We start from the raw sequence: 22,498 nt of genomic DNA, 5'->3' as shown, positions 1-22,498 counted from the left end.
CTATGCAACATCATTATTTAGAAAGAGCCTTTTTCTTCTCAGCATAAAGCACCGCCTTCGGCTTATCTCCTTTCAGGCGATAAAGCAGCTCAAGCTCTTCAAACACATAGGGATCTGGCTTTACAGCGGCTTCACATTCACGCTCAAGGCGTAATTGAATACTTAGCGCTTCGTCAACACGGTTTAAAGCACGCAGCGTCCAAGCCTCCATCCAGTAAGCAATCCTGGTCGCCTGAGCATCTTTTTCTGCTTTACGCAGCACAACTGCACGCTGAAATTCAGGCAAAGCTTCGGTATATCTGCCTAATTGATGCAAGGCATACCCCGTATTATTTCGAAGAGAAGCCTCCCATTTTTTTGCTGCTGGCTGAGATGAAGCCTGCACCACCGCCAAAGCTTCATTCGCCCATTTCAGCTGATCAAGCGGTGAGGTATCAACAAAAGCCTGCATATGCAAGGCATCGATGGCTAAATCATCTAAGCGCTCGTTTTTTGCAAGTTGAAAAGCTTGCGTATACGCTTTGCGCGCCTGCTCTTTCGCCTCTGTAGTTTGTGATTCTGGTGAATGCTTTGCAGATGAAAAAGTCCGCCCCAGCTCGATAAAGTACCTCACTCTAGCCTCAGCACTTGCATTCACAAGATGAGGCTCCAGCTTTTTAAGTATTTCCTGAGCTTTAGCAAAATCACGGCGAAGCCCGTAAGTACGCGCAATTTGTGTTTGCAAGATCAGCGCATCATCAGGGGAGGCTGTCTTTATCGCATTCTGAAAACGCTCTTCACTGATCTCAGGCTTATTAAAATCCCATAAAGAAGTCAGATCTATGGCCATAGCAGGGAGGGTTACCAAGGTAGCTAAAACAAAAGAATAAGGAATCATTTTGAATGACTGGCCTCCGAGTAGTGACGCCTTATAAACAACGCAATATATACGAGCAAAAAGAACGATTGCATATTACAGGAAGCTTTTATCAAACTGTTAAAGTAAATAGAACGCGCAGCTTAACTCAAACTCCGTGTTTCAAGATTTGGGTTTTTCTACTCAACAATCCATCGCCTCCAACAAAACCAGCACTTCAGCTGCAAATTTAAACAGAGGGAGTGGAAGTTGTGCGGCGTTGAGGGTGGCGGCTTTGCTGGTGGGCATGCTGCGCGGGCGCGGTTGCCCAGCGACGCTAAAGCGGACTAAGCGTAAACCAAGCCGAATAGCAGCCGCTTTAAAGTGATACTCCAAAGCGCTTAGCTCGTCGTACCAAAGCTCATCTGCCCACAGGCTAAGCGCCAAAGTTTTGGCTTCTTGGCTAAGCACCAGCTTAATTCGCCCCCATTTTGGCAAGACAATTTCTAGCAATAGCTCAAGTGGTACAGGCTTTACAGTGCTGCTTTGCGGGGCATCTTTTTCTGCAAACCACAGCCGTAAAATGGGGCCGCCCCACAGCCATAGCGGGATATTCGCCGATTCGGCGGGTGCTTGCTGGCTCATCAATTGCGCGCTAAATAAACTACCCGGTGCGTATTGTCCGCCATCTTGCGCCACACGCATCGCCAGATAGGAAATCGTGCCTAATAATTGCACCCGCCAGGCATTGGCTAGCTCAAAAACCTGCGGTTTATGTTTAGAAAACCTAGGGTTGTCTCGCAAAACCAGCGCATCGAGCAAGCCATCATTTATGTGCTTTGGCGGCTGAGGCCTTGATTCCAACGCAAGTAATAGGCGGGGCTGGTTTGCCAATACACGCAATAAAAGTGGCCGTGTTAAAGGCCAATCTGCCGCTAAATCGGGCACACAAACATCAAGTTCCAAGCCCTCTGCACTACGCAAACGCAGCTCGCCCGAAGGCTGGCGATGAATAATTTCTAGCGTCAGTAATTCATTTTTTTTAAACTGACTGGGCAAGGATTCTTGCACTCGCAACAACGGTGCGACAACGACCTCACTCACTCTTTCCAGCATTTTTTAAGTCCTAAGCGAAAAAAAACCAGCCGCAAGTGCAGCTGGTTAGTTCATCCAGAATAAGCCGGATTATTGCATCAGAGACATCACCATTTGGCTCATTGAACCGCTTTGCTTCAGCATCGAAGTACCGGCTTGCATCAGCATCTGGTTAGAAGTCATTTTCGCTTGTTCAGTAGCGTAGTCTGTATCCATGATACGACCCTTAGCCATCTTGGTATTGCTATCCATATTGCCCAAGTTGTTATAAACGTGGTCAAGACGATTTGCATTTGCGCCAAGGTCGGAGCGAACTGTGCCTACGGCTTTCAGCGCGGTATCTAATAAGGTGATTTGCGCATTGGCCGTGGTCATTTCTGTACCAGCAGCAGGCGTTGCTGGAGGAGTCGCAGCAGTTGCGTCAGTGAACGCCTTAGATGCCGCCTTCAAACCTGCATCCAAAGCTGTAAAGGTGGCGCTCATATCAACAGTCATTTTTTCTGCTGCGCTAGCACCAATTTGAAAGTCAATTGCTGCACCAGCGAGCTTTCCTGAAGATGCAGGAGCGGCGCCTTGATTCATTAATTTTTCACCACCAAAAGAAGTATTCTTCATGATGTTGGCCATTTCTTTACCCAATGCATCAAATTCTGATTGCATTGCGGTTTTGTCATCTGCTGACGCAGTGGCATTGGCGCCTTCAGTAGCAAGGTCTTTCATACGCAGTAAGATGCTGCTTACTTCGCCCAAAGCGCCTTCAGCTGTTTGCAACATGCTGATGCCGTTTTGGGTGTTTTTCATCGCAGCCTGCATACCGCGGCTTTGTGCGTCCATACGTGTGGCAATTTGCAAGCCCGCAGCGTCGTCCATTGCAGAATTAATACGCAGACCTGTACCCAGACGAGTCATGGATGTGGTCAGGGCAGATTGGCTAGTGCCCAAGTTACGTTGGGTAGAAAGGGCAGCGGCGTTTGTGTGCAGGCTCAACATGGGGAAGAACTCCAAATGACAAAGTAACGGCACCCGCCATTGGGCGCCTCTACCTTTCTAAGGCGACACGCAGCTGAAATTTCTTAAGTAGTATATTAGTAAATATTTACATACGAAGCGTGAAGCTAAAGGAATTAGTGCTCAGGGCGGGCAGAACGGTATTTCTGCTCGATTTGACGATAAACACCATTATGATGAATGGTGGCAAGCCCTCGATTAAAGCGATCACGTAAATCACGGTTACGAAACAGGACTTTATAATGAGTGGCTGGAAAGATAGCGCTAAATTGGAGCGTTTGCTGCGCATCAACACGACTAGGTAAGAGCCGATTCAGATACTCAAAAATAAGTCGATCACCAATAACCACATCAACTCTGCCGGTATAAAGCAATTTATTTTGCGTCAGCTGATTGGGTATTTCCTGATAGCTGGCCTGCATAATCGCTGCAGCATATTCGGAACCAAGTGCCAGCTTGGCATTTTGAAAGGCGGCGATACTGTTCCCGGCTAAATCAGACATTTTCTTGATCGTAATCGCCCTGCTCGCCAAAGTAATCGCATAGTTTTGGTAAAAGACATGCGAATCAGACCAATAACCCACTAAATGAGAGCCTTCATTGACCGTGGTAATGGCGTCAAGCTGGCTGTTTTTAAACATATGTAACGCCCGCGCTGGCGGCAAAAATACGACTTTCATTTTTAACTTTTCAGCCGACAGTGCCGCCCGCACAATATCAAGCTCTAACCCACTTTGGGTTTCAGGAATAACATAGGGTGGCTTAGAATAACCTGTGCCAATCTGAATCGTCGCTTCCGCAGAACAAAATAAGGGCAAAAGCAGGCAGTAAATAGCAAGTAACCTAGGCATATATAAACCTCTCCTTTTCCATTAAAGTAGCCAATGGACTAAATTACAAGGTTGTAAACTAGGTGGATTAGGCTTAAAAAACACACCAATGAAAGCAATACACTATCTCAACGCCAATAAAGACAACACCCGATAACGACTCATCCCCATCAGGGCGGGGGCAATATCACTGAAGAAGCGGTAATCGCTGCTTTGATTAAAGCGCCCATTAAAATCACCCACAAAGCTTTGTGCCCATTGTGATTCGTTCATGGTGGATAGCTGCTCAATTGCCAGCTTCGCCTCACCCATGGCGCTGCTAATTGCTGCACGGGTTTGCTCTAGCTGCTCGAGCGCCATCACTACTTTTTGCAAACTCTGCCGCACGCTGGCGTGATCATCTACGCCCCAGCTAGTTGGCGAGATGGCGACGGCTTCGCTTTCAATTTTTAAGCGATTCGCCTGCCCAGCAGGAAAACGAATCCCCCCGCCCCGAATCGCCAGCTTGTTTTGTAATGGGGCTAAGGCGTCTTCCGCCACCGAAAAAGTGAGTGCGCCACCTTGATCGGCTTCGGTACGAATGCCCGATGGCGCGAGTGCGCGATTAAACTGACGCAGCAGATTTTCACTGCTTATTTCCCCACCCACAGCCACCGAAGCGGGGCCGGTGCCGCGTGCTCCGGTATAAAAAGTCAGCATTTCAGCTTGGCCGCTGCTCAAGGATTCCAGCTCTAAGCCACGAACACGAAAGACTTCTTTTGCATCCTGCGACAAATGAAACTTTAAGCGGCCATCCACACTGCCGCCAGTGCGCTGGCTGCGCGCCGTCCAGAGAGCCGAAAAATCGGCCACTTTGGCACTCAGATCAGCACTATCGACTCGGCGTTGCCCCAACTCTTGGCTTAATTTCAGCTTTAAGTCGATCAATTGGCCGCTCAGTTGATCCACATAATCCAGCGCCCGCTGCCCAGCAGTTAGCTGCTCATTTAGCTGAGTGCTATAGCGCCATACACCAAGCCGCTCACCTTTTTGCTCACGCACAGCCGCCAACTCGCTTGATACGGCGGGCACTGAAGCCGCAACAGGCCTGCTATTAATCCCTAGACTGCTGCCTAATTTATGACTGCTGTCCAATCTGGGCAACGCTGCTGCCATACCCATTTATCCTTTTAAATCACTGCAAAATGCTCGAATCGAAACCAATGTTAAAGCACGTCAAACAAAGACAAGCTGCTGATCTTGCCATAAGCCTTTTGCGATGCTTGTAAAGCCAGCTTATAGCTATCCATGGTAATCATCGCTTCACCATAATCGAGGCTACCTAATAGCCTAGCCGATTGCTGATTCGATAAGCTGACATTGGCGTGGTTGTCTTCCATCATCTGCATATTATTTTGCGCGCCACCCAGATTGGCGATCTTGCTGCCCACACTTCTAAGCGCCGCATCAAGTCCATTAATACCCTGTTCTACCGCTGGGCGATAGCCTGTGGCGGGTGGATTTTGCAGCGCAGTAATGGCCAGATCAAGCTGATTTAATAGCGCCGCCATTTCTGGCAGCGCTACATTTGAGGCTTGTGTTACGCCATTGCCCACCACCACCAACTGCTGATCGCTATTGCCTAGAGCGGTGTAGCGGCTACCCGCAGCGCCCGTTTTATCTAAGGCCAAAGTAGCCGTCGAGCTGGCGGTGCCAGAGAAATAATAATGCCCTTCCTGATCCTTGGTATTGCTCGTGAAATACAGGCTGTCTCTTAGGCTGACCAAGCTGGCTGCAATATCTTTTACATCTTCTTTAGAAACCGTATCGTCCGCCCCCAAGAGCAGTACCCTTGCCTGCATCAAATCTTGCGTCATGCCATCCAGATAAGATTCATTCATGGATAAGCGCGAGCGCAGAGCGCCGATATTGCTGCTGTACTGAGTGATAGCGGCTTCTTCACGCTCTAATCGCAGTAAACGCACGCTAGAAATCGGGTCTTCTGAAGGGAGTAAATAACGCTTACCCGATGACATTTTTTGCAGCAACTCGGCCATATTGCCGGAAGCTGTTTGCAAAGATTCATTCAAGGTTGTTTGTAACTGGGTACTGGCGATACGCATAAAAACTCCGTCAATTTAAACAGACCTTGGGCAAGCGAAATAACGCTAGTGTCGTACACCTAAGGGGTTCGACCTTAGCCTCCCCCTTAGTAAAAGGGGGATTTGCATTGGTTTGGCACTTTTTTGTAAAGAGATACAGTGCCAAATCCCCCCTAGCCCCCCTTTTTCAAAGGGGGAACAAGTGCATTAAACTTATGCAGATATGCTTAATTGGCTTAAGTAAACGACATTAGACTCACTTCTCCGGCATTTCTGCGTGTAACTCTGTGCTCTCTGTGGCTCAAGATTTGGGTTTCCCCCGCACACCCTTGCCGGATATTCCATAGCTTAGCCAAAAGCGGCCAGAGTGCTATCGAACAACTGATTAGCAATCGCAATCACCTTCATATTGGCCTGATACATTTTTTGGTATTCAACGATATTCATCGCTTCTTCGTCACGATTTACGCCGCTCGTACCTTTCCAATCCTGCTCGGCCTGATTGCGCACTACCTTGCCGGTTGCGAGGGACGATTGATTTTGCTGGCTTTCAGAGGCCAAGCGCCCCAAAAGCTGAGCATAGGCGTCGCTCAGCGTTACCGTACCCAAGCCTGGCACCGTGAGCGCTTGGCTTTGAATATCAATCAATTTTTGTAAATTACCGCTACCACCGGGCTTGCTGGCGTCACTAGCAAAGGCCAAATCTTCAGCCACGATGCCGGGGCGAAGTTTGAGCATGGCTTCTGGGTTTTGCGCGTCAAACACAAACAGTGCCTTGCCCGGTTGGCCTGTTAAATCAAAACCGGCAGCACGCTGGCCGTTAATTCGCCCAGCGACTTCACTTGCCAAGGTGCGAATGGCGTCTTCCATCGGTCGCAGGCTGTTTTTCTCGTATTCATTTAAGCCACCTAACTGGCTGCCAATACTGCCGCCATTTAGGGTGAATTTTTCTTGAGCAAAGGACAATTTAATCAGCTGGCTACCATCAAGCTGCGCTTCGGTACTCATCACTGAAGAGCTATCGCCGACGACCAAGGGCTGGCCTGCACGCAAGGTGACCGAGATTGCACCGTCGTTTTGATTCACCACGCGCACATCAACCAAGCCGCTAAGCTGATCAATTTTGCGATCACGCTCGTCCAATAGGCCCGACGGATTCACGCCGGTGGCGGTCGCGGCAACGATTTCTTTATTCAGGCGGGCAATCGATCCGCCCAAGGAATTCACCTGCGTGACCAAGGCGGTGCGCTGCTCATTAATCGAGGCATGCTGGGCGCTTAATACGCGGTTTAGATTATTAAAACGCTGCGCCATTGCGCCCGCTTCGGTAATCACGCCTTGGCGCAGCGCTAGGGAGCTAGGCTCTACGCTGGCTGCGCCTAAAGCGGCATAAAATTTATCCAAGCCACCGCTAATGCTGCTGCCCGAGGCGCTCATCACCTGCTCTAGCTGGGTTAAATAACCCTGCTTGGCTGCGCTTTCGCCCATATTGGCCGATGCCTGCCACATTTGCAGGCTGCGATATTGATCATTAAAACGGCGAATCGATTGAATATCCACGCCCGAGCCCGCACTGTGCGGATCGCCCACCGAAGGGGCGATGGCGGATAAAACCACGCCCTGACGCGAATAGCCGGGAGTCATTACATTAGAAATATTTTGGCTGGCGGCATTCAGCGCGGCTTGTGCAGCCAGCGCTCCGGCCAGCGCATTTTGCATCATGCGCATCGGGGGGCTTTATTTAGGGATAAAGGGAGGAATCGAAAATGCGCCAGTAGACGGCAGCGCACTCTGTTCTAGGGCGACGCCATTGGCATTTTTATTAAGGGGAATATTTACATATTGTGCAGACTGCGGCATCAGCTGCGCCATGATCGCATTGGCTACGCCAAATACCCGCTGCTTTGCCAGCTCTTGCGAGACGGCCTGATCGGCAAAATCAAGCATATCGCTATTGATGGTATTTTTAAAAATACTGTCTTCGCTGCTGATTTCGCGCGTGGCTTTACGCATTTGCTTGAGCATATCTTGGATAAAAAAGCTCTCGAACTGCACTGCAGCCGTTTCTGCTTTTTTACGATAGGCCGCGTTATCGGCAATAGGCGCTTGCAGGGGATCCGCCCCTACTTCAAGCTGAATCGCTGAACTAGAAATAGGATTCATCAAATCACCACCAGCTCGCCATCCAAAGCCCCCGCCTGATCCAGCGCCTGCAAGATCGCCATAATGTCGTCTGGCGATGCTCCCGTGCTATTAATCGTATCGATAATCGTCTTTAAGCTAGCACCCGGTGGCCAGCGGAACATCTGGCCCGAGCCTTCGCGCACATCGACTTTAGACCGAGGCACGGTGGCCGTTGTGCCATTGCTAAACGCACCCGGCTGGCTAACTGCGGGCGCTTCGGAAATCACAATTCTTAATGAGCCATGCGAAACTGCGGCAGCTCTAACCGTTACCCCTTGGCTGATCACCACCGTACCGGTGCGGGAATTAAACACCACGCGTGGCACTTCGGCAGCGGCCGTGATATTTAAGGCTTCAAGCTTGGCAACAAAAGCGACTCGCTCGCTTGGATCAACAGGGGCAATAATCTCGATATTAGTGGCATTACGAGTGCTGGCGATTTTGCCAAAGCGCTGGTTGACTGCGCTAACAATCTGCGTGGCATTTTGAAAGCTAGGCCGCTTTAAACTTAGCGTGACCGTTGGCCGGGTATCAAAATCGCTCTCGATCTCGCGCTCTACACTGGCCCCATTCGGAATCCGCCCAGAGGTCGGCGTATTCACCGTCACGCTAGAGCCACTACTGCCCTGAGCCGACAAACCAGTAATCACCACATTGCCCTGCGCCAAGGCATACACCTCGCCATCGGCGGCACGTAAAGGCGTAAGCAGCAGTACACCGCCACGTAAACTCTTCGCATCACCCAGTGACGAGACGGTGATATCTAGTGTTTGCCCTCTGCGATAACCCGAGGGCAAAACTGCATTCACCACCACACCGGCCACATTCTTAACCTTGGTTTCACCCGTCTGCTTAATGCCAAACTGGCGCAGCAAATTAGCCACCGACTGCCCAGCAAACTTCACCTGCGAATTGTCCCCCGTGCCGTTCAAACCCACGACCACGCCGTAACCAATCAGCTGATTCTCCCGAATCCCCTCCACACTCACCAAAGTACGCAATTCCTGAGCACGGGCAGTTTGCAGCAGCAGGCAGAGCCAAAACAGATATTTAAACTTCATAGATTCCACTTCAAAACAACGATGTGCAGCCCGTAGGGCGGGTGCAACCCGCCAGACTTTGGCATTAAATACAAAAAACGGCGGGTTTCACCCGCCCTACGAAACTGTTTTTCATTAACAAACAGCGAAAAAATACAGTAACTATGCTCTCTGCGTAGGGCTTCAAAGTCCCCTTGAAACACGCCGGAGTGAGGAACAAGCGGGGCGGGGTTTCGGCCAGGGAGCGAGGCAGCGAGGCAGCGAGCCAATCCCGCCTGCCGCCGACTCGATTGTCCGCAGCGCAGGGGCCTTCGTGTTTTTGAGGTTGCGGCTTGGCTTCGTTTCTTGGCCGTTCAAGAAAGGAAGGCCCCCGCGGTGGCCAACCGCTCCAAAATCAACGTGCCGAAGGCACTAAAAAGATCTTTTTGACTTTGGTTAGCACGTATGGGGTGCAACCCGCGTATTTTTCAACACCGCTCGCGGGTTTCACCCGCCCTACGATAATCAAAACGGCATCCACGGGCTATTAAATAAACGGGTCAGCCAACCCGCGGTATTCACATCATTTAATGCGCCTTTGCCCGAATAGCTGATTCTGGCATTGGCGACGCGGGGTGACATCACGCGGTTGTCGCTGTCGATGTCGTCGCTGCGCACATAGCCCACCAAGCGGATCGATTCTTCGCCTTGATTCAGCGAGAGTTGTTTTTCGCCACGGATCAGCAACAGGCCATTGGGGAGTATTTTTTCAACCACCACGGTGATTGCACCGCTCAACATATTTTGCTGAGTGCTAGAAGACGAGCCGGCAAAATCGCGCTTGGCTTGCACGCCCACATTGGTGGCATAGCTAGATGTGCCCAAGATAGTCGGCTTGATATCGACGCCGCTGCTTTTATCAAAATTGGTACCGGCTTTTTTGCTGGCCTGCGTGGTTTCTTGCAAGACCACGGTGAGCAGATCCCCAGCGCGAAACGCACGGCTATCCGCCAACCAAGAGCTGGCGGTATCTGCTGTAAATACTCCGCCCGATTTGGCTTTGGCCGCCGGAGGAATAATTACCGGCGCAGGCGGATCTTGCTCCGGTGCTTCGACCAAAGGATTGCTCACACAGGCGCTGAGCAAACTAAGGAGCAGCAACATCAAAAAGACACGCTTCATCTCACAGACTGCGCTAGGTATTGCATCATATTGTCGGCAGCAGAAAGCACTTTTGTGTTCATCTCGTAAGTGCGCTGGGCCGAAATCATGTCAACCATTTCTTCGACCACTTGCACATTGGAGCCTTCCAAGGAGCCTTGTTTCAGCTTGCCGAGCGAGCTTTCACCTGGATTACCCAAAGTTGGTGCGCCGCTAGCAGCGGTTTCCTGAAAGAGATTGCTACCCAAGGCCAGTAAGCCGGTTGGGTTTACAAAGTTTGCCAAGGTAATTTGGCCGACTTCTTGCGGTGCGGCACTGCCAGCCATGGTGACCGAGACGAGGCCATTTTCAGCAATCGTGACCGAAGCCGCCTCTTTGGGAATAGTGATTTCTGGCTGCAAGGGCACGCCCTGCGCGTTCACAATCCGGCCTTCAGAATTAAGCTGCAATTGCCCTGCGCGGGTATAACCCGTTTCGCCGTTGGCCATGCTCACTTGCAAAAAGCCATTGCCCATAATCGCCACATCCAGCGGCTGGCTAGAGGTCATCACCGAGCCGGTAGTAAATACTTTTTGCGTACCGGCAAGGCGAGTACCGTTCCCTAGCTGCACGCCCGAAGGTGCGGCGTTGTTCTGATCGACTTTAGCGCCTGGCTGGCGCTCTACCTGATAAAACAGGTCTTCAAACACCATACGATCGCGCTTGAAACCAACGGTGTTCACATTGGCCAGATTATTAGCAATCGCATTAAGTTTAGCATCTTGCGCCTGAATACCGGTCTTGCTGATCCACATTGCTGGATTCATAAAATAGTCCTTATCCGGGTGTTTTATTTAAAGGGCGACGGGTTTCACCCCATACACGCTAACCAAATTGTTTTTTCATTAGCAAACAGCGAAAAAAATAACAACCACGCACTTTGCACGGGGCTTTTTAAAGTACCCTTGAAACACGCCGGAGCGAGGAACAAGCGGGTCGGGGTTTCGGCAAGGGAGCGAGGCACGAGCCAATCCCGCCCGCCGCCGACCCGATTGTCCGCAGCGCAGGGGCCTTCGTGTTTCGTGGGGCGGCCTTCTTTGGCTTCGTTTCTTGGCCGTTCAAGAAAGGAAGGCCCCGCGGTGGCTACCGCTCCTAAATCTACGTGCCGAAGGCACTAATAAAAAAGTCTTTTGACTTTTGTTAGCGCACATAGGATTTCATCCACCCTACGACTAACCATTCACTACCCACGAATCAAACGATTACCTGCGTCGGCCATATCATCTGCACTTTTAAACATTTTCATTTGCACTTCAAAGCTGCGAGTTAGCGTCATGGTGGCGATCATTTCTTCGACTGCCGATACGTTGCTGCGCTCTAAATGGCCACCTAATACTTGCACGGTGTCGTCCACCGGTAGGGGCTGGCCAGAGCGGCTCACCACAAGGCCTGCCTCATTTTTAGTCAGCTCGCTGGCATTAGGACGAACCAATTTAAGCTTGCCTGCTTCTTGTAAAGCGCCTGTCTCACCCTGAGGCAGCACAGAAATCGTGCCGTCATCGCTAATCGAAACTTGAGCAAAAGCAGGCAGAGTAATTGCCCCGCCATCGCCCAAAACGGCACGGCCATTGATGGTTAACGCGCCTTGGCTATCCACATTTAAATTGCCGCTGCGGGTATAGGCTTCACCGCCTGCGTATTCCACCGCCAGATAGCCTTCACCTTTTAGCGCTACATCGAGGGATCGGCCTGTTGGTGTTACCGTTCCGGCACGCGCATCCACCGCGCTGGCTTGCAACTGCGCCATATGGCGGGCTTCATAACCGTAGCCCGGCACAGCTTGTGCACTAGCCACTTCGATATCTGCTCTAAAGCCCGTTGTTTCAGCATTTGCCAAATTATTAGCGTGAATTTGCTGTGCGCGCAGGGTGCGATCTGCGCCGCTCATTACCGTGTAGATCAGTGCATCCATGGTGCTTACAACGCCTGCATCAGGGCTTGAATCACTTGATTCTCGGTGGAGATCACCTTGGTATTGGCTTGGTAATTACGTTGAGCCGTCATCAAGCTCACCAGCTCACCCGTCATATCCACATTGGATTGCTCCAGTGCGCCAGCGGTTAGCTTGCCGGTCATGCCGCTACCGGGCGCGGAATACAGCGCGGTACCAGTAGCTGCCGTTTCTGCCCAACTGGTATTAGAGATTTGCTGCAAGGCGCTTTCATTCGGGAAAGTAGCCAACACCAGCGTTCCGGCGCTTTGTTTCTGGCCATTGCTGTATTTGGCCATCACTTCGCCATTTTCTTCGATTACCACACCGGTTAGCGTGCCAGATGCATAGCCATTGGCGCTGTTTACGGTATTGGTTACTTCGCCAGCAAAGCGCGATGTGCCTGCGTAATCTAGGTTAATCGATAGTGGCAAAGCATTAGCAGGCGTGCCTAAGGCCAATGTAACCGGTGCTGTTGGGCTGCTTAATTTACCGTTGGCATCAAAGCTCAAGGTATTGCTGGCCGCAATCGTTGCACCATCAAAGGAGTAATGGGCCGTGACGCCCGCAGCCCCTTTTACAAAATATTGAGTTAGGTTGTGCTTAGCGCCCACGGAATCGTAAACCGTCGAAACCATAGAGGCATTAAACGAGGTGCCCTCGTCTTTATTAAAAGTGGCGGTAATCGGCGTTGGCCAATCGGCAGATAAATTGCCGGTAAATTGCAGCTTATCTGTAGCTTTAGCAGGCACTTGCCCTACGGGTACTTTGATATCGCCAATCGCGCCCATCGCTGTTCCGCCACCATTACCTACTGGGGCGTAGCCTTGAGCACGACGGCCAAAGCTATCCACCATATAGCCATCTTTGTCTTTATCAAAAATGCCCACACGGGTATAGGCCATACCTCCGCTTGGGTCTTTGGTGACAAAAAACCCAGATCCTTGAATTGCTGCATCCAGCGCTCGGCCCGTCGTCAGTAAACCACCACCCTTAGCGATATTCTGGGTAGTGGATGAGGTTTCTACCCCAATCGCCTGCGAGCCTGCGTAGGCCGATGAAAAATTAGCTCGGCCCGATTTAAAACCGTAGGTGCTGGAATTCGCAATATTATTACTGATGCTACCTAATTGATTATTAACGGCATTAATGCCTGATAGCGCAATTTCAAAACTCATCATTCAATCCTTTGTTATACAGAATGGCCTTTTAGCTTTGAAATAGCCGCCACCGGAAAATCGCCCAAACCTGCAATGCTCACCATGGGCAAACCATTACTTAAATTAACGCTCTTAATCACACCAAAGACTTCTACGTTCGCTTTTTCTTTGCTATCCGTTTCTACCGAAAGCGAATACGGGCCTGGCTGTAAACCTAGTTTTTTAGGATCAAAATTAAACGCCACATCCCCAACCGGCTTGCTGCCTAAATCAACCACGGTGCGCTGCTGATCTGCCCCTGTAATCACTAAAGACACTTTTTTAGCAGGGCTTTCTAAAGAAAACTGCCCAGATATTGCGTCTTTATCTAAGGTAATTGCCCCGCCATTCACCGCTACGGTAGAGCCCACATGATTACCCAAAGTCAGCACTTGCAAATCGTGCATCATTTGCGAATTCGCTTTTAATTCGCCCAACATCTTTTTGGAGTTATCCATTTGATTAAGCTGAACGAGTTGATTCACAAACTGGCTAGGATCTGATGGCTCTAATGGGTTTTGATTTTTGATTTGCGCAACGAGCAAAGTCATAAAGAAATTACCGTCACTTTGTCCAGCAACAGGTTCAAGCGGGTTTATTTGCGGCTGCGGGTTGGCATTTTGCTGAGCGGGAGAAAAGGCAATCGACATGGCTTGTGCTTATATTGGCAAGGCGGCTTAGGCCTTGGATCGAATCAAAGTGGAATTAAATGAGAAATAAAACGAGAGGGCTTAAGCCTCGCCCATTTTTAATAAATCCTGCTGCATCGCCTTAACCCGCGATAAGACTTCCACATTGGTTTGAAAGGCGCGCGAGGCCGACATCATGTCGGTCATTTCTGCGACGGGGCTCACATTTGGGTAAAAAACATTCCCGTCCGCATCTGCCAGAGGGTGGCTAGGCTCATGCGCTTTACGCAGTGGCTCGGTGCTTTCAATCACATCCAACACCTGCACTTTTCCGCCACTTAGCGCCGAAAAAACTGGTTTTCTGGCGTGATAAGTACTGGCCTCATTGCCTGAAGCCGATTCCGCATTGGCCAGATTACTGGCAATGGTATTAAGGCGTGTGGTTTGTGCCGTCATTGCTGACCCGGCAATTTGTGCGATATTTCTAAAAGACATGGTTTATCCCGAGATCGCCTTGGCCAGCCCTTTTATCTTCATATTCACGAAGGCAAGGCTGATTTGAAAATCTGACACGTTTTGTGAAAACTCCGCCTGCTCAACACCCAGCTCAACGGTATTGCCATCGCGGCTAGGATGATTGGGCGCACGATAAAGCAGCTCATCACTGCCGCCGAGGCCGCCTAAATCGCCAGCTTCTGTTGCTAAAGCGCCATCTAAGCGCTCACGAAAACTAAAATCACGCGCTTGAAAGCCTGGCGTATTCTCATTTGCAATATTTGCAGCCAATACCTGTGTGCGCTCTGCACGCAGCCGTAAGGCCTCAGGGTGCATATTCAATGCTTTATCGAAATGAACGCCCATTGCGACTACCCTCGCTCTATTATCATTACAAAAAAACCTGCCTACCTTTCAAATAGAGGAAAGGTGATCGCGGATGGTAAATATTCCCTCGGCAACCGTATACGGTATAATTACCCTCTAATATTCTAATATGTTGATATAAATGTGAAAAAAATACTGGGTAAATTCTCAAACGTCATACTTTATCTAATGTTTTCAAGCACTTCAGCATATTCTATAGGCATGGAAAATATACCATTAGAAGAAAAAGTAAGAAATTTCGCACAAAATTACTTTGAAATTACTGCAAAAAACCACTTTAACCGTAAGATTTTTCTGACAGTTTCTCTCATTCCTCCTCGTGACATCAGCCAACTCAATCGCTGTGAATCGCCACCTCTGCTTGCCGCCTTACAAGGCGAAGATTCTGCCTTGCTAAAAATAGATGTAAGCTGCACAACAGGCAAAACATGGAATGCTCGTTATATGGCAAGGGCAATGTATCGCCTTAAAGAGGGAGAGGACGAGCCTTTGCGTGCATTTACCAGCAACACAACGCATCAGATAGCCAGTAGCCCTCAGCCCGCCGGATATCTCATCAAAAAAGGGAAGGAAATTGAATTAGTTGCCCGAGCGGAGCTAGTTGAAATCCGCAGCAAGGTAGTGGCGGAGGAAAGCGGCAGATTAGGAGAGGTGATTTGGGTGAGGAATAAACGCAGCGGCAAAAAAATCCGTGCCGTAGTGAGCTCAGAGCAAGAAGTCTCACCACCTTAAAACAGTTAGGGCTTAATCGATCTTATGGTATCCACTACTTTAAGTAGCTTTTCTGCATAAGCCGGGTCGGTGGCATAGCCGCCTTTGACTAAGGCACTGGCAAAGGCTTCGGCGCTATTACCTGTGCCCAGCACAGGGCGAAAGCGTTTGCTCTCGCTAAAAAATGTGGCGTAATCCTGAAATGCACTACGGTAATCGGCATAGGAGCGAAAATGATCCATCTTTTTAATCGACACGCCATTTTCAAACTCGGTAGTCAGTACTTCGGCACGCTCGCCACGCCAGCCACCTGCCGCTTTAATCCCAAATAAATTAAACGCACTCTGCCCATTTGCTTTAGTAACCGGTGATTTACCCCAGCCCGATTCCAAAGCCGCATGGGCCAGCAAAATCTCACTTGCCACGCCCAGCTTGGCCGATGCTTCACGTGCATAGGGCTGCATTTGCTCAATAAAAGCGTGTTTATCGGCATCTAAAGCTCCAGCCGGAGATGTATTTATGCTGGCATTTCTAAGGGCAAAACCTTCTGGGCTCAAAGGCATAGCCTGAGTGCCGCCTTCTTCAATAAAACGACGCACTTCAGAACGAGTTTGCGCAAATAACGCCGAAAATGCAGCACCGTCGCCCTGCGAGCGAGGGGCATCTGAACGAGTAGGTGGCAAATAGCCAATCTGATCAAACTGGATCATAAATATCCTGCTCGCCAAACAAGACTCTTTGCATGATTTCTTGTTGGGATAAAATAAATTCGCCGTTGCGCTGATTTAATTGCTTGGCCTGGCGTAATAAAGCGCCTAATTGCTGCCATTTGGATGAGCAGGCTTGTTGCAAAGCGACGGGAAATAAAGCCATTAAGGCTTCACAATCAGCGGCATTGCTAGTTTTAATCATTTGGCTGCGGCGCTCACGACGCACTTCAATCGCCGCAAGGTGCTCGCTAATTTGCTCCAATACACGGCTTAATTGCATGGTTTGCTGCTGTACAGAGGCCGAAAACTGCTCTTCAAGCAGGGCAATTAAATCCTGATAAGCTTTTACATCACTTTGTAAATCGGTGGCAAATTGCCGGATAAGCGTATTCAAGCAAGCCCGCCATGGTATTTCTGCATTAAGCCTGCCACTTTATCTGCATCAAAATGAATCTCGCCACGCAGCAAGGCATTACGAATTTCTTGCACCTTAGCCATATCAATCTCTGGGCCAGCCTGTAGCGCTTGTTTAGCAATGCCAAGAGTAGAAGTTGCATCTATTGTTTTAGGTGCAGCAGACTTAGCCACCGGGCTTGCCGGAGTAGCGGTGATAATAACTTCGCTTCGATTAGAGTTGATACGCATAGTCATTTACCTAGTAAGCACTCTTTATAAGAAGCGACACAAACGAAGAAAATCTTAAATCGAAGCAGAAAAAACATACGAAAAAGCCGCTATTCGATTGAATAGCGGCTTTTTCAATATTTTGGTTGCGGGGACAGGACTCGAACCTGTGACCTTCGGGTTATGAGCCCGACGAGCTGCCAACTGCTCCACCCCGCGACGGGTACACTACAAATGCATAACTGGTTGCGGGGATAGGACTCGAACCTATGACCTTCGGGTTATGAGCCCGACGAGCTGCCAACTGCTCCACCCCGCGACGGGTATTTTGCTAGAGTGCGACTGGTTGCGGGGACAGGACTCGAACCTGTGACCTTCGGGTTATGAGCCCGACGAGCTGCCAACTGCTCCACCCCGCGACGGGTGCGTTACTTTATGGGTAACTCTAACAATGCATTTCTGGTTGCGGGGACAGGACTCGAACCTGTGACCTTCGGGTTATGAGCCCGACGAGCTGCCAACTGCTCCACCCCGCGACAGAGGGGCGAACTATACAAGAGCTTATTAGGCCTGTCAATACATAAGGGATACCAAAAACCATAAACTCATAAATAAAATCTATTGAGCCCCGCTGATCGCAAGAAGCAAGGCTCATAAGATTTACTCAATCAGGTCTTTGTAGGCGTACCAAGTAGCGTGCCCAAGCAGAGGAAAAATCACGATCAGGCCAATCACAGTGACAAAACCGATCGCCGTCAGAAGCACAATCAAAGCAGCCCATTGAACCATCACAATGCGATTTTCAGAAGTGGCGCGCAGGCTGCACATCATGGCGGTAATGCTGTCTACTTCCCGATCGGCCAGCATGGGAATCGAGATGGCCGTTAAGCCAAACACAAAAAAGGCAAGTAAGAAACCAGCCAATGACCAGACAATGGTGAAGGGTAAAAACTCACCCGTTAAAGAGCTCAAGTAACCAAGCAAGCTCACATCCTGCCCGCCGTAAAATATGGCAAACAAAATGGCAGAAAAGCGCTCCCAGGCAATCGCTATCATCGCTAATGCCAAGCCTAGAAAAGCCAATTGCCCCATATTGGCCAATAAATCACGAATCGATTGCACAAAAGAAGTTGGCCTGCCTTCTTCTCTTTCAGACGTCAACTCATAAATCCCTGCCGCCCCTAAGGGAGCCAGCAATAAAAACCCGGTAATTGATGTGGTGAATAAATAAGGGTTATTTATGGCGAGCGACAACACCAAAGCCCCCACCAAAGTGACGAGCAGCCCGTAAACCAAGCTCGGCCCCGGATGCGACCATAAATCTACCCAACCTTTTTGTAGCCATAGCACGGGGCTATTGGCAGCTACCTTTCTAATTTTAGGCAGCGTGAAGTGCTGATCCAATACGGCCATATGTACGCTCATGATCATCCTCTCTGGTGATGGCCTTTTTCGGAGCCGATTCGTATTTATCGAAGCTGGCTCCGCCCCTTGGCCGACAAAAACTGGTGACCACAAAAACAGATGGTCATTTATTTTTTAGTACAACTTTGGCAAGGCGCTTCTAAAAAGCAGACAAACGGTAAAAGCAATGGCTTGGTGTAAGAAATATCATGTGCTATCTGACTTGCATATGTCAGATCTTCTGCTACGTTATATGAATAAAGATTAAAACAGCGACCGTCCCTGTCATTAAGAGGAAGGCGCTACACCTCGGGAGGTGAGTAATGCGCAGACTTGCATTAGCTTTAATGCTGCCTGCTATTGCAAAAGCAGGGGAAATGAACTTTCCACCAGCGCAATCTGCAATAGCACACGAAATCACTAATCTGCATACGCTATTGATGTGGGTCATTCTGGTGATTTTTCTTTTAGTGTTTGGCGTAATGTTTTACGCCATTTTAAAACACCGAAAATCCCTCGGCCATGCGGCCAAACCTTTCCACGAAAACACCACGGTCGAGATTCTCTGGACCGTCATTCCTGCGCTGATTTTAATCGCAATGGCTTGGCCTGCGGCACGCGTGGTCATTGCGCAAAAAGACACCCGAGATTCAGAGATCACCATTAAAGCCACCGGTTATCAATGGTTCTGGGGCTACAAATATCTGGATCATGGTGTTGATTTTAAAAGCCGCCTCACGACCAATCGCAATCAGATTGAGGAATACAAGGGCAAGGGCAGCCCCAAGGGCGAGCACTATCTATTAGAAGTAGACGAGCCTTTAGTGGTGCCCGTTGGCAAGAAAATCCGCATTCTGACCACCAGTAACGATGTAATCCACTCATGGGCAGTGCCTGTTTTTGGCGTAAAGCAGGATGCGATTCCGGGTTTTATTCGCGACACTTGGTTTAAAGCCGAAAACACCGGCACCTTCCGCGGCCAGTGCTCCGAGCTCTGTGGTAAGGACCACGGTTTTATGCCCGTGGTCGTTAAAGTAGTGACTGATAAAGAATTCCAGGACTGGGTAGGTAAAAAACAAGCCGAGGCCAAAGCCGCTGCTGACGATCCAAACAAAAAATGGACTAAGGACGAGCTAATCGCCCGAGGCCGGTCTGTTTACGAAATCAACTGCGTAGCCTGTCATAAGGCCGACGGCAAGGGCTCTGGCCCTTACCCATCGCTGGTCGGCTCAAAAATTATCCTAGGCCCTATAGCCGACCATCTTGGCATGGTGTTGAAGGGCAAAAACGCCATGCCTGCATGGAATGCTTTATCAGATACCGAAATTGCCGCAGTCGTCACTTACGAGCGTAATAGCTTTGGCAATACCGTAGGCGATGCCCTATTCCCGGCCGACGTTAAAGCCGCCAGAAAGTAAGGACAAGACGATGACGACCGCACACGACGCACTCCACACACACGATCATGCCCATGAGGAGCATCACGTTTCCTTTGTGCAGCGCTGGTTTTACGCCACCAATCACAAAGATATCGGCACGCTTTATCTATGGTTTGCCTTTAGCATGTTTATTACTGGCGGCATTATGGCGCTGTGTATCCGTGCGGAGCTATTTCAGCCCGGCCTGCAATTCTGGCAACCTGATTTCTTTAATCAGCTCACCACTTTGCACGGCGTGATTATGGTGTTTGGGGCCATTATGCCGGCGTTTACCGGCTTGGCTAACTGGATGCTGCCGCTGATGATTGGTGCGCCAGATATGGCTTTTGCCCGAATGAATAACTGGAGCTTCTGGCTACTGCCTCCTGCTGCCGCACTGTTAATGATTTCATTCTTTGTACCCGGTGGTGCAGCGGCTGGCGGCTGGACGCTTTACCCACCGCTGTCGATTCAGGCAGGAATGGGGATGGATCTGGCGATTTTTGCCATCCACCTCTTAGGGCTATCTTCGATTATGGGTTCGATCAATATCGTCACCACCGTGCTGAATATGCGTGCACCGGGCATGACGATGCTGAAAATGCCGCTGTTTGGCTGGACAATGCTGATTACGGCTTATCTATTAATTGCCGTAGCTCCGGTGCTGGCTGGTGCAGTGACGATGCTGCTCACCGACCGGCACTTTGATACGCACTTTTTCAAGGCGATTGGCGGCGGCGACCCAGTATTGTTCCAGCATATTTTCTGGTTTTTTGGCCACCCCGAGGTTTACATTATGGCGCTACCTGCTTTTGGTATCGTCAGCCAGATTATCCCCACCTTTGCCCGCAAGCCGTTATTTGGCTATGTGTCGATGGTTTACGCCACCTGCTCGATCGCCATTCTGTCGTTTATGGTATGGGGCCACCATATGTTCGCCGTCGGCATGCCGGCCAGCACCCAGCTGTTTTTTATGTTTCTCACCATGCTGATTGCCGTACCAACGGGGGTAAAAGTCTTTAACTGGATCGCCACCATGTGGCAGGGCAGCATGACTTTTGAAACACCAATGTTGTTCTCAATTGGCTTTGTTTGCCTGTTTACCGTCGGTGGTTTCTCGGGGCTAATCCTTGCGATTGCCCCTGTCGATACGCAAATGCAAGACACCTACTATGTGGTGGCGCATTTCCACTATGTGCTGGTGGCAGGCGCGTTATTTAGCCTGTTTGGTGCTACCTATTACTGGCTACCTAAATGGACCGGCTATATGTATCACGAGGGCCGGGGCCAGTTTCATTTCTGGTGGTCAATGATCTGGTTTAACGTCACTTTTTTCCCGATGCACTTCCTGGGCCTCGCCGGAATGCCACGCCGCATCCCTGATTACAATATGCAATTTACCGACTTTAACGCCATGGCTACAGTGGGTGCGTTCTGCTTCGGGCTAGGGCAGATCTTCTTCCTGTTTAATGTGATTCACACCATTCGTGGCGGCGTAGGTAAAGCACCAGCCAGCCCCTGGGAAGGCGCAAATACGCTGGAATGGGAAGTCGCGTCGCCAGCACCACACCACACATGGGAAACACCACCGTCCTTAGAAATGGTTGAAAAAGGCCTCAAAGCCCAAGGCTTGCTAGGAGATCATCATGAGTAAAAATCTGCGCACTGCCCTGATCACCGCCAGCATCGCCGCCGCCTTTTTTGTGGGGATTATTATCCGGCGCTGGTTGATGGACGTTTAGAACCCAAACCAAACCTAAAATCTGTAGACGAAATGGTAGGGTGGGCATGCTTTTATGCCCACGCGCGTTGCACCTACCGCGTGGGCACAAAAACGTGCCCACCCTACACACTGGGCACATCGTCCTCTCACGATTTGATTTTCTCCGTGTAACTCTGTGTCCTCGGTGTTCTCTGTGGTTCAAGATTTGGGTTTTAAAATAGTTACCTGAGTATAAAAAGGCCGCAATGCAAAGCACTCTCCAGCAAGCCAATCGCAAACTCGCCATTCGGATGATCGTCATTGCCTGCATGATGTTTGGCTTTGGCTATGTCATGGTGCCGTTTTACGATGCTTTTTGCCAAGTATTGGGCATTGATCGGGCCAATAGCGATTTTGCCAATACCAGCGCAGCGGTGATTCGGGTGGAGTTTGATACCAATGTGGACGAGGGCTTAGCCGCCACATTAGAAGCGCTCGATCCTGTCTTGGCAGCCAAGCCCGGCGGCTTACTTAAAGCAAGATTTCGTTTAGTTAATAAAAGCGATCAGCCCTTGAAAGTACGCGCCGTTCCCAGCTATGCCCCGGCCAGATCGGCAGGTTTGCTGCAAAAGCTGGAATGCTTTTGCTTTGATGCACTAACACTGGCTGCTAATGAGCAACGCGATGTCACGGTAGTGTTATTAGTCGCCAATGAATTGCCCGCCGAGCTGGGTGCTGCCACGCTTTCTTACACGCTGCACCCAGAGTTGAAATCATGATTGCGGCACTTAAAACCGTCCTTGCCGCATTTTTTGGCGTTCGCAGCCGCAAAAATGCAGAAAGTGCAAAGCTAAAGCCTCAGCAAATTATTGCAGCGGGTTTATTTTTGGCCCTGTGCTTGGCGTTGAGTGTGTTTCTGCTGGTACGGGTGCTGATTGCTAATTCGTAAGGTGGGTTAGGCGGTTTTTTGCCGTAACCCACCATTGCACTAGCGCAATGGTGGGTTACGCCCCAGCCGCAGGGCTAACCCCTACGCG

26 protein-coding genes and 4 tRNA genes are annotated in these 22,498 nt (G+C 50.0%); 6 read left to right on the top strand and 24 right to left on the bottom strand.

The features are described from left to right. Positions 1-13: 13 nt before the first annotated feature. The 16 genes from ACFQNF_RS04470 to flgB all read right to left on the bottom strand — a co-directional run bounded on the left by ACFQNF_RS04470 (position 14) and on the right by flgB (position 14,871). Entirely contained in the window at positions 14-877 is an 864-nt protein-coding gene (locus tag ACFQNF_RS04470) for a tetratricopeptide repeat protein (RefSeq protein WP_380186418.1), read from the bottom strand. 162 nt (positions 878-1,039) lie between these two features. Next, entirely contained in the window at positions 1,040-1,951 is a 912-nt protein-coding gene (locus tag ACFQNF_RS04465; RefSeq protein WP_380186416.1) for a hypothetical protein, read from the bottom strand. Between the two features lie 69 nt (positions 1,952-2,020). Continuing rightward, on the bottom strand, positions 2,021-2,920 hold the full coding sequence (locus ACFQNF_RS04460) for a flagellin N-terminal helical domain-containing protein (protein ID WP_318427295.1): 900 nt from the start codon (positions 2,918-2,920) through the stop codon (positions 2,021-2,023). Positions 2,921-3,054: 134 nt separating this feature from the next. After that, the gene (locus ACFQNF_RS04455; protein WP_380186414.1) at positions 3,055-3,789 is read right to left on the bottom strand and encodes a substrate-binding periplasmic protein; all 735 of its coding nucleotides are present in this window, start codon (positions 3,787-3,789) and stop codon (positions 3,055-3,057) included. A gap of 102 nt (positions 3,790-3,891) precedes the next feature. Continuing rightward, positions 3,892-4,923: a hypothetical protein gene (locus ACFQNF_RS04450; RefSeq protein ID WP_380186412.1), complete on the bottom strand. Its 1,032-nt coding sequence runs from the start codon at positions 4,921-4,923 to the stop codon at positions 3,892-3,894. Positions 4,924-4,973: 50 nt separating this feature from the next. Beyond that, positions 4,974-5,870 carry a flagellin N-terminal helical domain-containing protein gene (locus tag ACFQNF_RS04445; RefSeq protein ID WP_380186410.1) on the bottom strand — a complete coding sequence of 299 codons (897 nt, stop codon included), beginning with the start codon at positions 5,868-5,870 and terminating at the stop codon, positions 4,974-4,976. A gap of 327 nt (positions 5,871-6,197) precedes the next feature. Next, positions 6,198-7,577: a flagellar hook-associated protein FlgK gene (gene flgK / locus ACFQNF_RS04440; protein WP_380186408.1), complete on the bottom strand. Its 1,380-nt coding sequence runs from the start codon at positions 7,575-7,577 to the stop codon at positions 6,198-6,200. 9 nt (positions 7,578-7,586) lie between these two features. Continuing rightward, the gene (locus ACFQNF_RS04435) at positions 7,587-8,012 is read right to left on the bottom strand and encodes a rod-binding protein (protein ID WP_380186406.1); all 426 of its coding nucleotides are present in this window, start codon (positions 8,010-8,012) and stop codon (positions 7,587-7,589) included. Beyond that, on the bottom strand, positions 8,012-9,094 hold the full coding sequence (locus ACFQNF_RS04430; protein ID WP_380186404.1) for a flagellar basal body P-ring protein FlgI: 1,083 nt from the start codon (positions 9,092-9,094) through the stop codon (positions 8,012-8,014). The genes ACFQNF_RS04435 and ACFQNF_RS04430 overlap by 1 nt, the downstream gene beginning before the upstream one ends. Before the next feature lie 483 nt (positions 9,095-9,577). Beyond that, positions 9,578-10,234, bottom strand: coding sequence for a flagellar basal body L-ring protein FlgH (gene flgH, locus ACFQNF_RS04425; protein ID WP_380186402.1), 657 nt, complete (start codon positions 10,232-10,234; stop codon positions 9,578-9,580). Next, the gene (gene flgG / locus ACFQNF_RS04420; RefSeq protein ID WP_380186400.1) at positions 10,231-11,019 is read right to left on the bottom strand and encodes a flagellar basal-body rod protein FlgG; all 789 of its coding nucleotides are present in this window, start codon (positions 11,017-11,019) and stop codon (positions 10,231-10,233) included. Before flgG ends, flgH begins: the two co-directional genes overlap by 4 nt. Positions 11,020-11,435: 416 nt before the next feature. Further along, positions 11,436-12,164 carry a flagellar basal body rod protein FlgF gene (locus ACFQNF_RS04415; protein WP_380186399.1) on the bottom strand — a complete coding sequence of 243 codons (729 nt, stop codon included), beginning with the start codon at positions 12,162-12,164 and terminating at the stop codon, positions 11,436-11,438. A 5-nt stretch (positions 12,165-12,169) separates the two neighbouring features. Beyond that, complete coding sequence (locus tag ACFQNF_RS04410; protein WP_380186397.1) at positions 12,170-13,363, bottom strand: flagellar hook protein FlgE; 1,194 nt, start codon at positions 13,361-13,363, stop codon at positions 12,170-12,172. Positions 13,364-13,374: 11 nt separating this feature from the next. Next, on the bottom strand, positions 13,375-14,031 hold the full coding sequence (locus ACFQNF_RS04405) for a flagellar hook capping FlgD N-terminal domain-containing protein (protein ID WP_380186395.1): 657 nt from the start codon (positions 14,029-14,031) through the stop codon (positions 13,375-13,377). Positions 14,032-14,112: 81 nt separating this feature from the next. Beyond that, positions 14,113-14,505: a flagellar basal body rod protein FlgC gene (flgC, locus tag ACFQNF_RS04400; RefSeq protein ID WP_380186393.1), complete on the bottom strand. Its 393-nt coding sequence runs from the start codon at positions 14,503-14,505 to the stop codon at positions 14,113-14,115. Positions 14,506-14,508: 3 nt separating this feature from the next. After that, positions 14,509-14,871: a flagellar basal body rod protein FlgB gene (gene flgB, locus ACFQNF_RS04395; protein ID WP_380186391.1), complete on the bottom strand. Its 363-nt coding sequence runs from the start codon at positions 14,869-14,871 to the stop codon at positions 14,509-14,511. 144 nt (positions 14,872-15,015) lie between these two features. On the opposite strand from flgB, the gene ACFQNF_RS04390 reads away from it, so the two are divergent. Continuing rightward, entirely contained in the window at positions 15,016-15,624 is a 609-nt protein-coding gene (locus ACFQNF_RS04390; RefSeq protein ID WP_380186389.1) for a flagella basal body P-ring formation protein FlgA, read from the top strand. A gap of 5 nt (positions 15,625-15,629) precedes the next feature. On the opposite strand, the gene flgJ is transcribed toward ACFQNF_RS04390, so the two are convergent. The 8 genes from flgJ to ACFQNF_RS04350 all read right to left on the bottom strand — a co-directional run bounded on the left by flgJ (position 15,630) and on the right by ACFQNF_RS04350 (position 18,362). Continuing rightward, positions 15,630-16,313: a flagellar assembly peptidoglycan hydrolase FlgJ gene (gene flgJ / locus ACFQNF_RS04385; protein WP_380186387.1), complete on the bottom strand. Its 684-nt coding sequence runs from the start codon at positions 16,311-16,313 to the stop codon at positions 15,630-15,632. Further along, complete coding sequence (gene flgN, locus ACFQNF_RS04380) at positions 16,300-16,707, bottom strand: flagellar export chaperone FlgN (RefSeq protein WP_380186385.1); 408 nt, start codon at positions 16,705-16,707, stop codon at positions 16,300-16,302. Before flgN ends, flgJ begins: the two co-directional genes overlap by 14 nt. Continuing rightward, on the bottom strand, positions 16,704-16,958 hold the full coding sequence (flgM, locus tag ACFQNF_RS04375; RefSeq protein WP_380186383.1) for a flagellar biosynthesis anti-sigma factor FlgM: 255 nt from the start codon (positions 16,956-16,958) through the stop codon (positions 16,704-16,706). The genes flgN and flgM overlap by 4 nt, the downstream gene beginning before the upstream one ends. A 122-nt stretch (positions 16,959-17,080) precedes the next feature. Then, a tRNA-Met gene (locus ACFQNF_RS04370) sits at positions 17,081-17,156 on the bottom strand. A gap of 24 nt (positions 17,157-17,180) precedes the next feature. Further along, positions 17,181-17,256 (bottom strand) — tRNA-Met (locus ACFQNF_RS04365). A gap of 24 nt (positions 17,257-17,280) precedes the next feature. After that, positions 17,281-17,356 (bottom strand) — tRNA-Met (locus ACFQNF_RS04360). A 41-nt stretch (positions 17,357-17,397) separates the two neighbouring features. Continuing rightward, positions 17,398-17,473: transfer RNA gene (locus ACFQNF_RS04355), tRNA-Met, on the bottom strand. Between the two features lie 124 nt (positions 17,474-17,597). Further along, complete coding sequence (locus ACFQNF_RS04350) at positions 17,598-18,362, bottom strand: DUF2189 domain-containing protein (protein WP_380186381.1); 765 nt, start codon at positions 18,360-18,362, stop codon at positions 17,598-17,600. Positions 18,363-18,664: 302 nt separating this feature from the next. Here ACFQNF_RS04350 and coxB point away from each other — a divergent pair, with 302 nt between their 5' ends. The 5 genes from coxB (at position 18,665) to ACFQNF_RS04325 (ending at position 22,410) form a co-directional block, all read left to right on the top strand. Then, complete coding sequence (gene coxB / locus ACFQNF_RS04345; protein WP_380186379.1) at positions 18,665-19,759, top strand: cytochrome c oxidase subunit II; 1,095 nt, start codon at positions 18,665-18,667, stop codon at positions 19,757-19,759. 10 nt (positions 19,760-19,769) lie between these two features. Further along, entirely contained in the window at positions 19,770-21,413 is a 1,644-nt protein-coding gene (ctaD, locus tag ACFQNF_RS04340; protein WP_380186377.1) for a cytochrome c oxidase subunit I, read from the top strand. Beyond that, positions 21,406-21,501 carry a cytochrome oxidase small assembly protein gene (locus ACFQNF_RS04335; protein WP_218586923.1) on the top strand — a complete coding sequence of 32 codons (96 nt, stop codon included), beginning with the start codon at positions 21,406-21,408 and terminating at the stop codon, positions 21,499-21,501. The genes ctaD and ACFQNF_RS04335 overlap by 8 nt, the downstream gene beginning before the upstream one ends. A gap of 226 nt (positions 21,502-21,727) precedes the next feature. Then, positions 21,728-22,240: a cytochrome c oxidase assembly protein gene (locus tag ACFQNF_RS04330; protein WP_380186375.1), complete on the top strand. Its 513-nt coding sequence runs from the start codon at positions 21,728-21,730 to the stop codon at positions 22,238-22,240. Continuing rightward, positions 22,237-22,410: a DUF2970 domain-containing protein gene (locus ACFQNF_RS04325; RefSeq protein ID WP_380186373.1), complete on the top strand. Its 174-nt coding sequence runs from the start codon at positions 22,237-22,239 to the stop codon at positions 22,408-22,410. The genes ACFQNF_RS04330 and ACFQNF_RS04325 overlap by 4 nt, the downstream gene beginning before the upstream one ends. Positions 22,411-22,498 lie beyond the last annotated feature (88 nt).

The organism is Iodobacter arcticus (genome assembly GCF_042664895.1).
In the GTDB taxonomy this organism is placed as follows: Bacteria; Pseudomonadota; Gammaproteobacteria; order Burkholderiales; family Chitinibacteraceae; genus Iodobacter; species Iodobacter arcticus.
This window is presented reverse-complemented; position numbering and strand designations above follow the sequence as displayed.

Coding starts and splice junctions, on each gene's coding strand:
- ACFQNF_RS04445 (WP_380186410.1), bottom strand. CDS start 5,870: ATGCGTATCGCCAGTACCCAGTTACAAACAACCTTGAATGAATCTTTG.
- flgM (WP_380186383.1), bottom strand. CDS start 16,958: ATGCGTATCAACTCTAATCGAAGCGAAGTTATTATCACCGCTACTCCG.
- ACFQNF_RS04435 (WP_380186406.1), bottom strand. CDS start 8,012: ATGAATCCTATTTCTAGTTCAGCGATTCAGCTTGAAGTAGGGGCGGAT.
- ACFQNF_RS04470 (WP_380186418.1), bottom strand. CDS start 877: ATGATTCCTTATTCTTTTGTTTTAGCTACCTTGGTAACCCTCCCTGCT.
- flgH (WP_380186402.1), bottom strand. CDS start 10,234: ATGAAGCGTGTCTTTTTGATGTTGCTGCTCCTTAGTTTGCTCAGCGCC.
- flgJ (WP_380186387.1), bottom strand. CDS start 16,313: ATGATCCAGTTTGATCAGATTGGCTATTTGCCACCTACTCGTTCAGAT.
- ACFQNF_RS04410 (WP_380186397.1), bottom strand. CDS start 13,363: ATGATGAGTTTTGAAATTGCGCTATCAGGCATTAATGCCGTTAATAAT.
- ACFQNF_RS04465 (WP_380186416.1), bottom strand. CDS start 1,951: ATGCTGGAAAGAGTGAGTGAGGTCGTTGTCGCACCGTTGTTGCGAGTG.
- ACFQNF_RS04350 (WP_380186381.1), bottom strand. CDS start 18,362: ATGAGCGTACATATGGCCGTATTGGATCAGCACTTCACGCTGCCTAAA.
- flgK (WP_380186408.1), bottom strand. CDS start 7,577: ATGCGCATGATGCAAAATGCGCTGGCCGGAGCGCTGGCTGCACAAGCC.
- ACFQNF_RS04415 (WP_380186399.1), bottom strand. CDS start 12,164: ATGGATGCACTGATCTACACGGTAATGAGCGGCGCAGATCGCACCCTG.
- ACFQNF_RS04430 (WP_380186404.1), bottom strand. CDS start 9,094: ATGAAGTTTAAATATCTGTTTTGGCTCTGCCTGCTGCTGCAAACTGCC.
- ctaD (WP_380186377.1), top strand. CDS start 19,770: ATGACGACCGCACACGACGCACTCCACACACACGATCATGCCCATGAG.
- ACFQNF_RS04325 (WP_380186373.1), top strand. CDS start 22,237: ATGATTGCGGCACTTAAAACCGTCCTTGCCGCATTTTTTGGCGTTCGC.
- flgB (WP_380186391.1), bottom strand. CDS start 14,871: ATGGGCGTTCATTTCGATAAAGCATTGAATATGCACCCTGAGGCCTTA.
- ACFQNF_RS04335 (WP_218586923.1), top strand. CDS start 21,406: ATGAGTAAAAATCTGCGCACTGCCCTGATCACCGCCAGCATCGCCGCC.
- ACFQNF_RS04405 (WP_380186395.1), bottom strand. CDS start 14,031: ATGTCGATTGCCTTTTCTCCCGCTCAGCAAAATGCCAACCCGCAGCCG.
- flgC (WP_380186393.1), bottom strand. CDS start 14,505: ATGTCTTTTAGAAATATCGCACAAATTGCCGGGTCAGCAATGACGGCA.
- coxB (WP_380186379.1), top strand. CDS start 18,665: ATGCGCAGACTTGCATTAGCTTTAATGCTGCCTGCTATTGCAAAAGCA.
- ACFQNF_RS04460 (WP_318427295.1), bottom strand. CDS start 2,920: ATGTTGAGCCTGCACACAAACGCCGCTGCCCTTTCTACCCAACGTAAC.
- ACFQNF_RS04455 (WP_380186414.1), bottom strand. CDS start 3,789: ATGCCTAGGTTACTTGCTATTTACTGCCTGCTTTTGCCCTTATTTTGT.
- ACFQNF_RS04330 (WP_380186375.1), top strand. CDS start 21,728: ATGCAAAGCACTCTCCAGCAAGCCAATCGCAAACTCGCCATTCGGATG.
- flgG (WP_380186400.1), bottom strand. CDS start 11,019: ATGAATCCAGCAATGTGGATCAGCAAGACCGGTATTCAGGCGCAAGAT.
- ACFQNF_RS04450 (WP_380186412.1), bottom strand. CDS start 4,923: ATGGCAGCAGCGTTGCCCAGATTGGACAGCAGTCATAAATTAGGCAGC.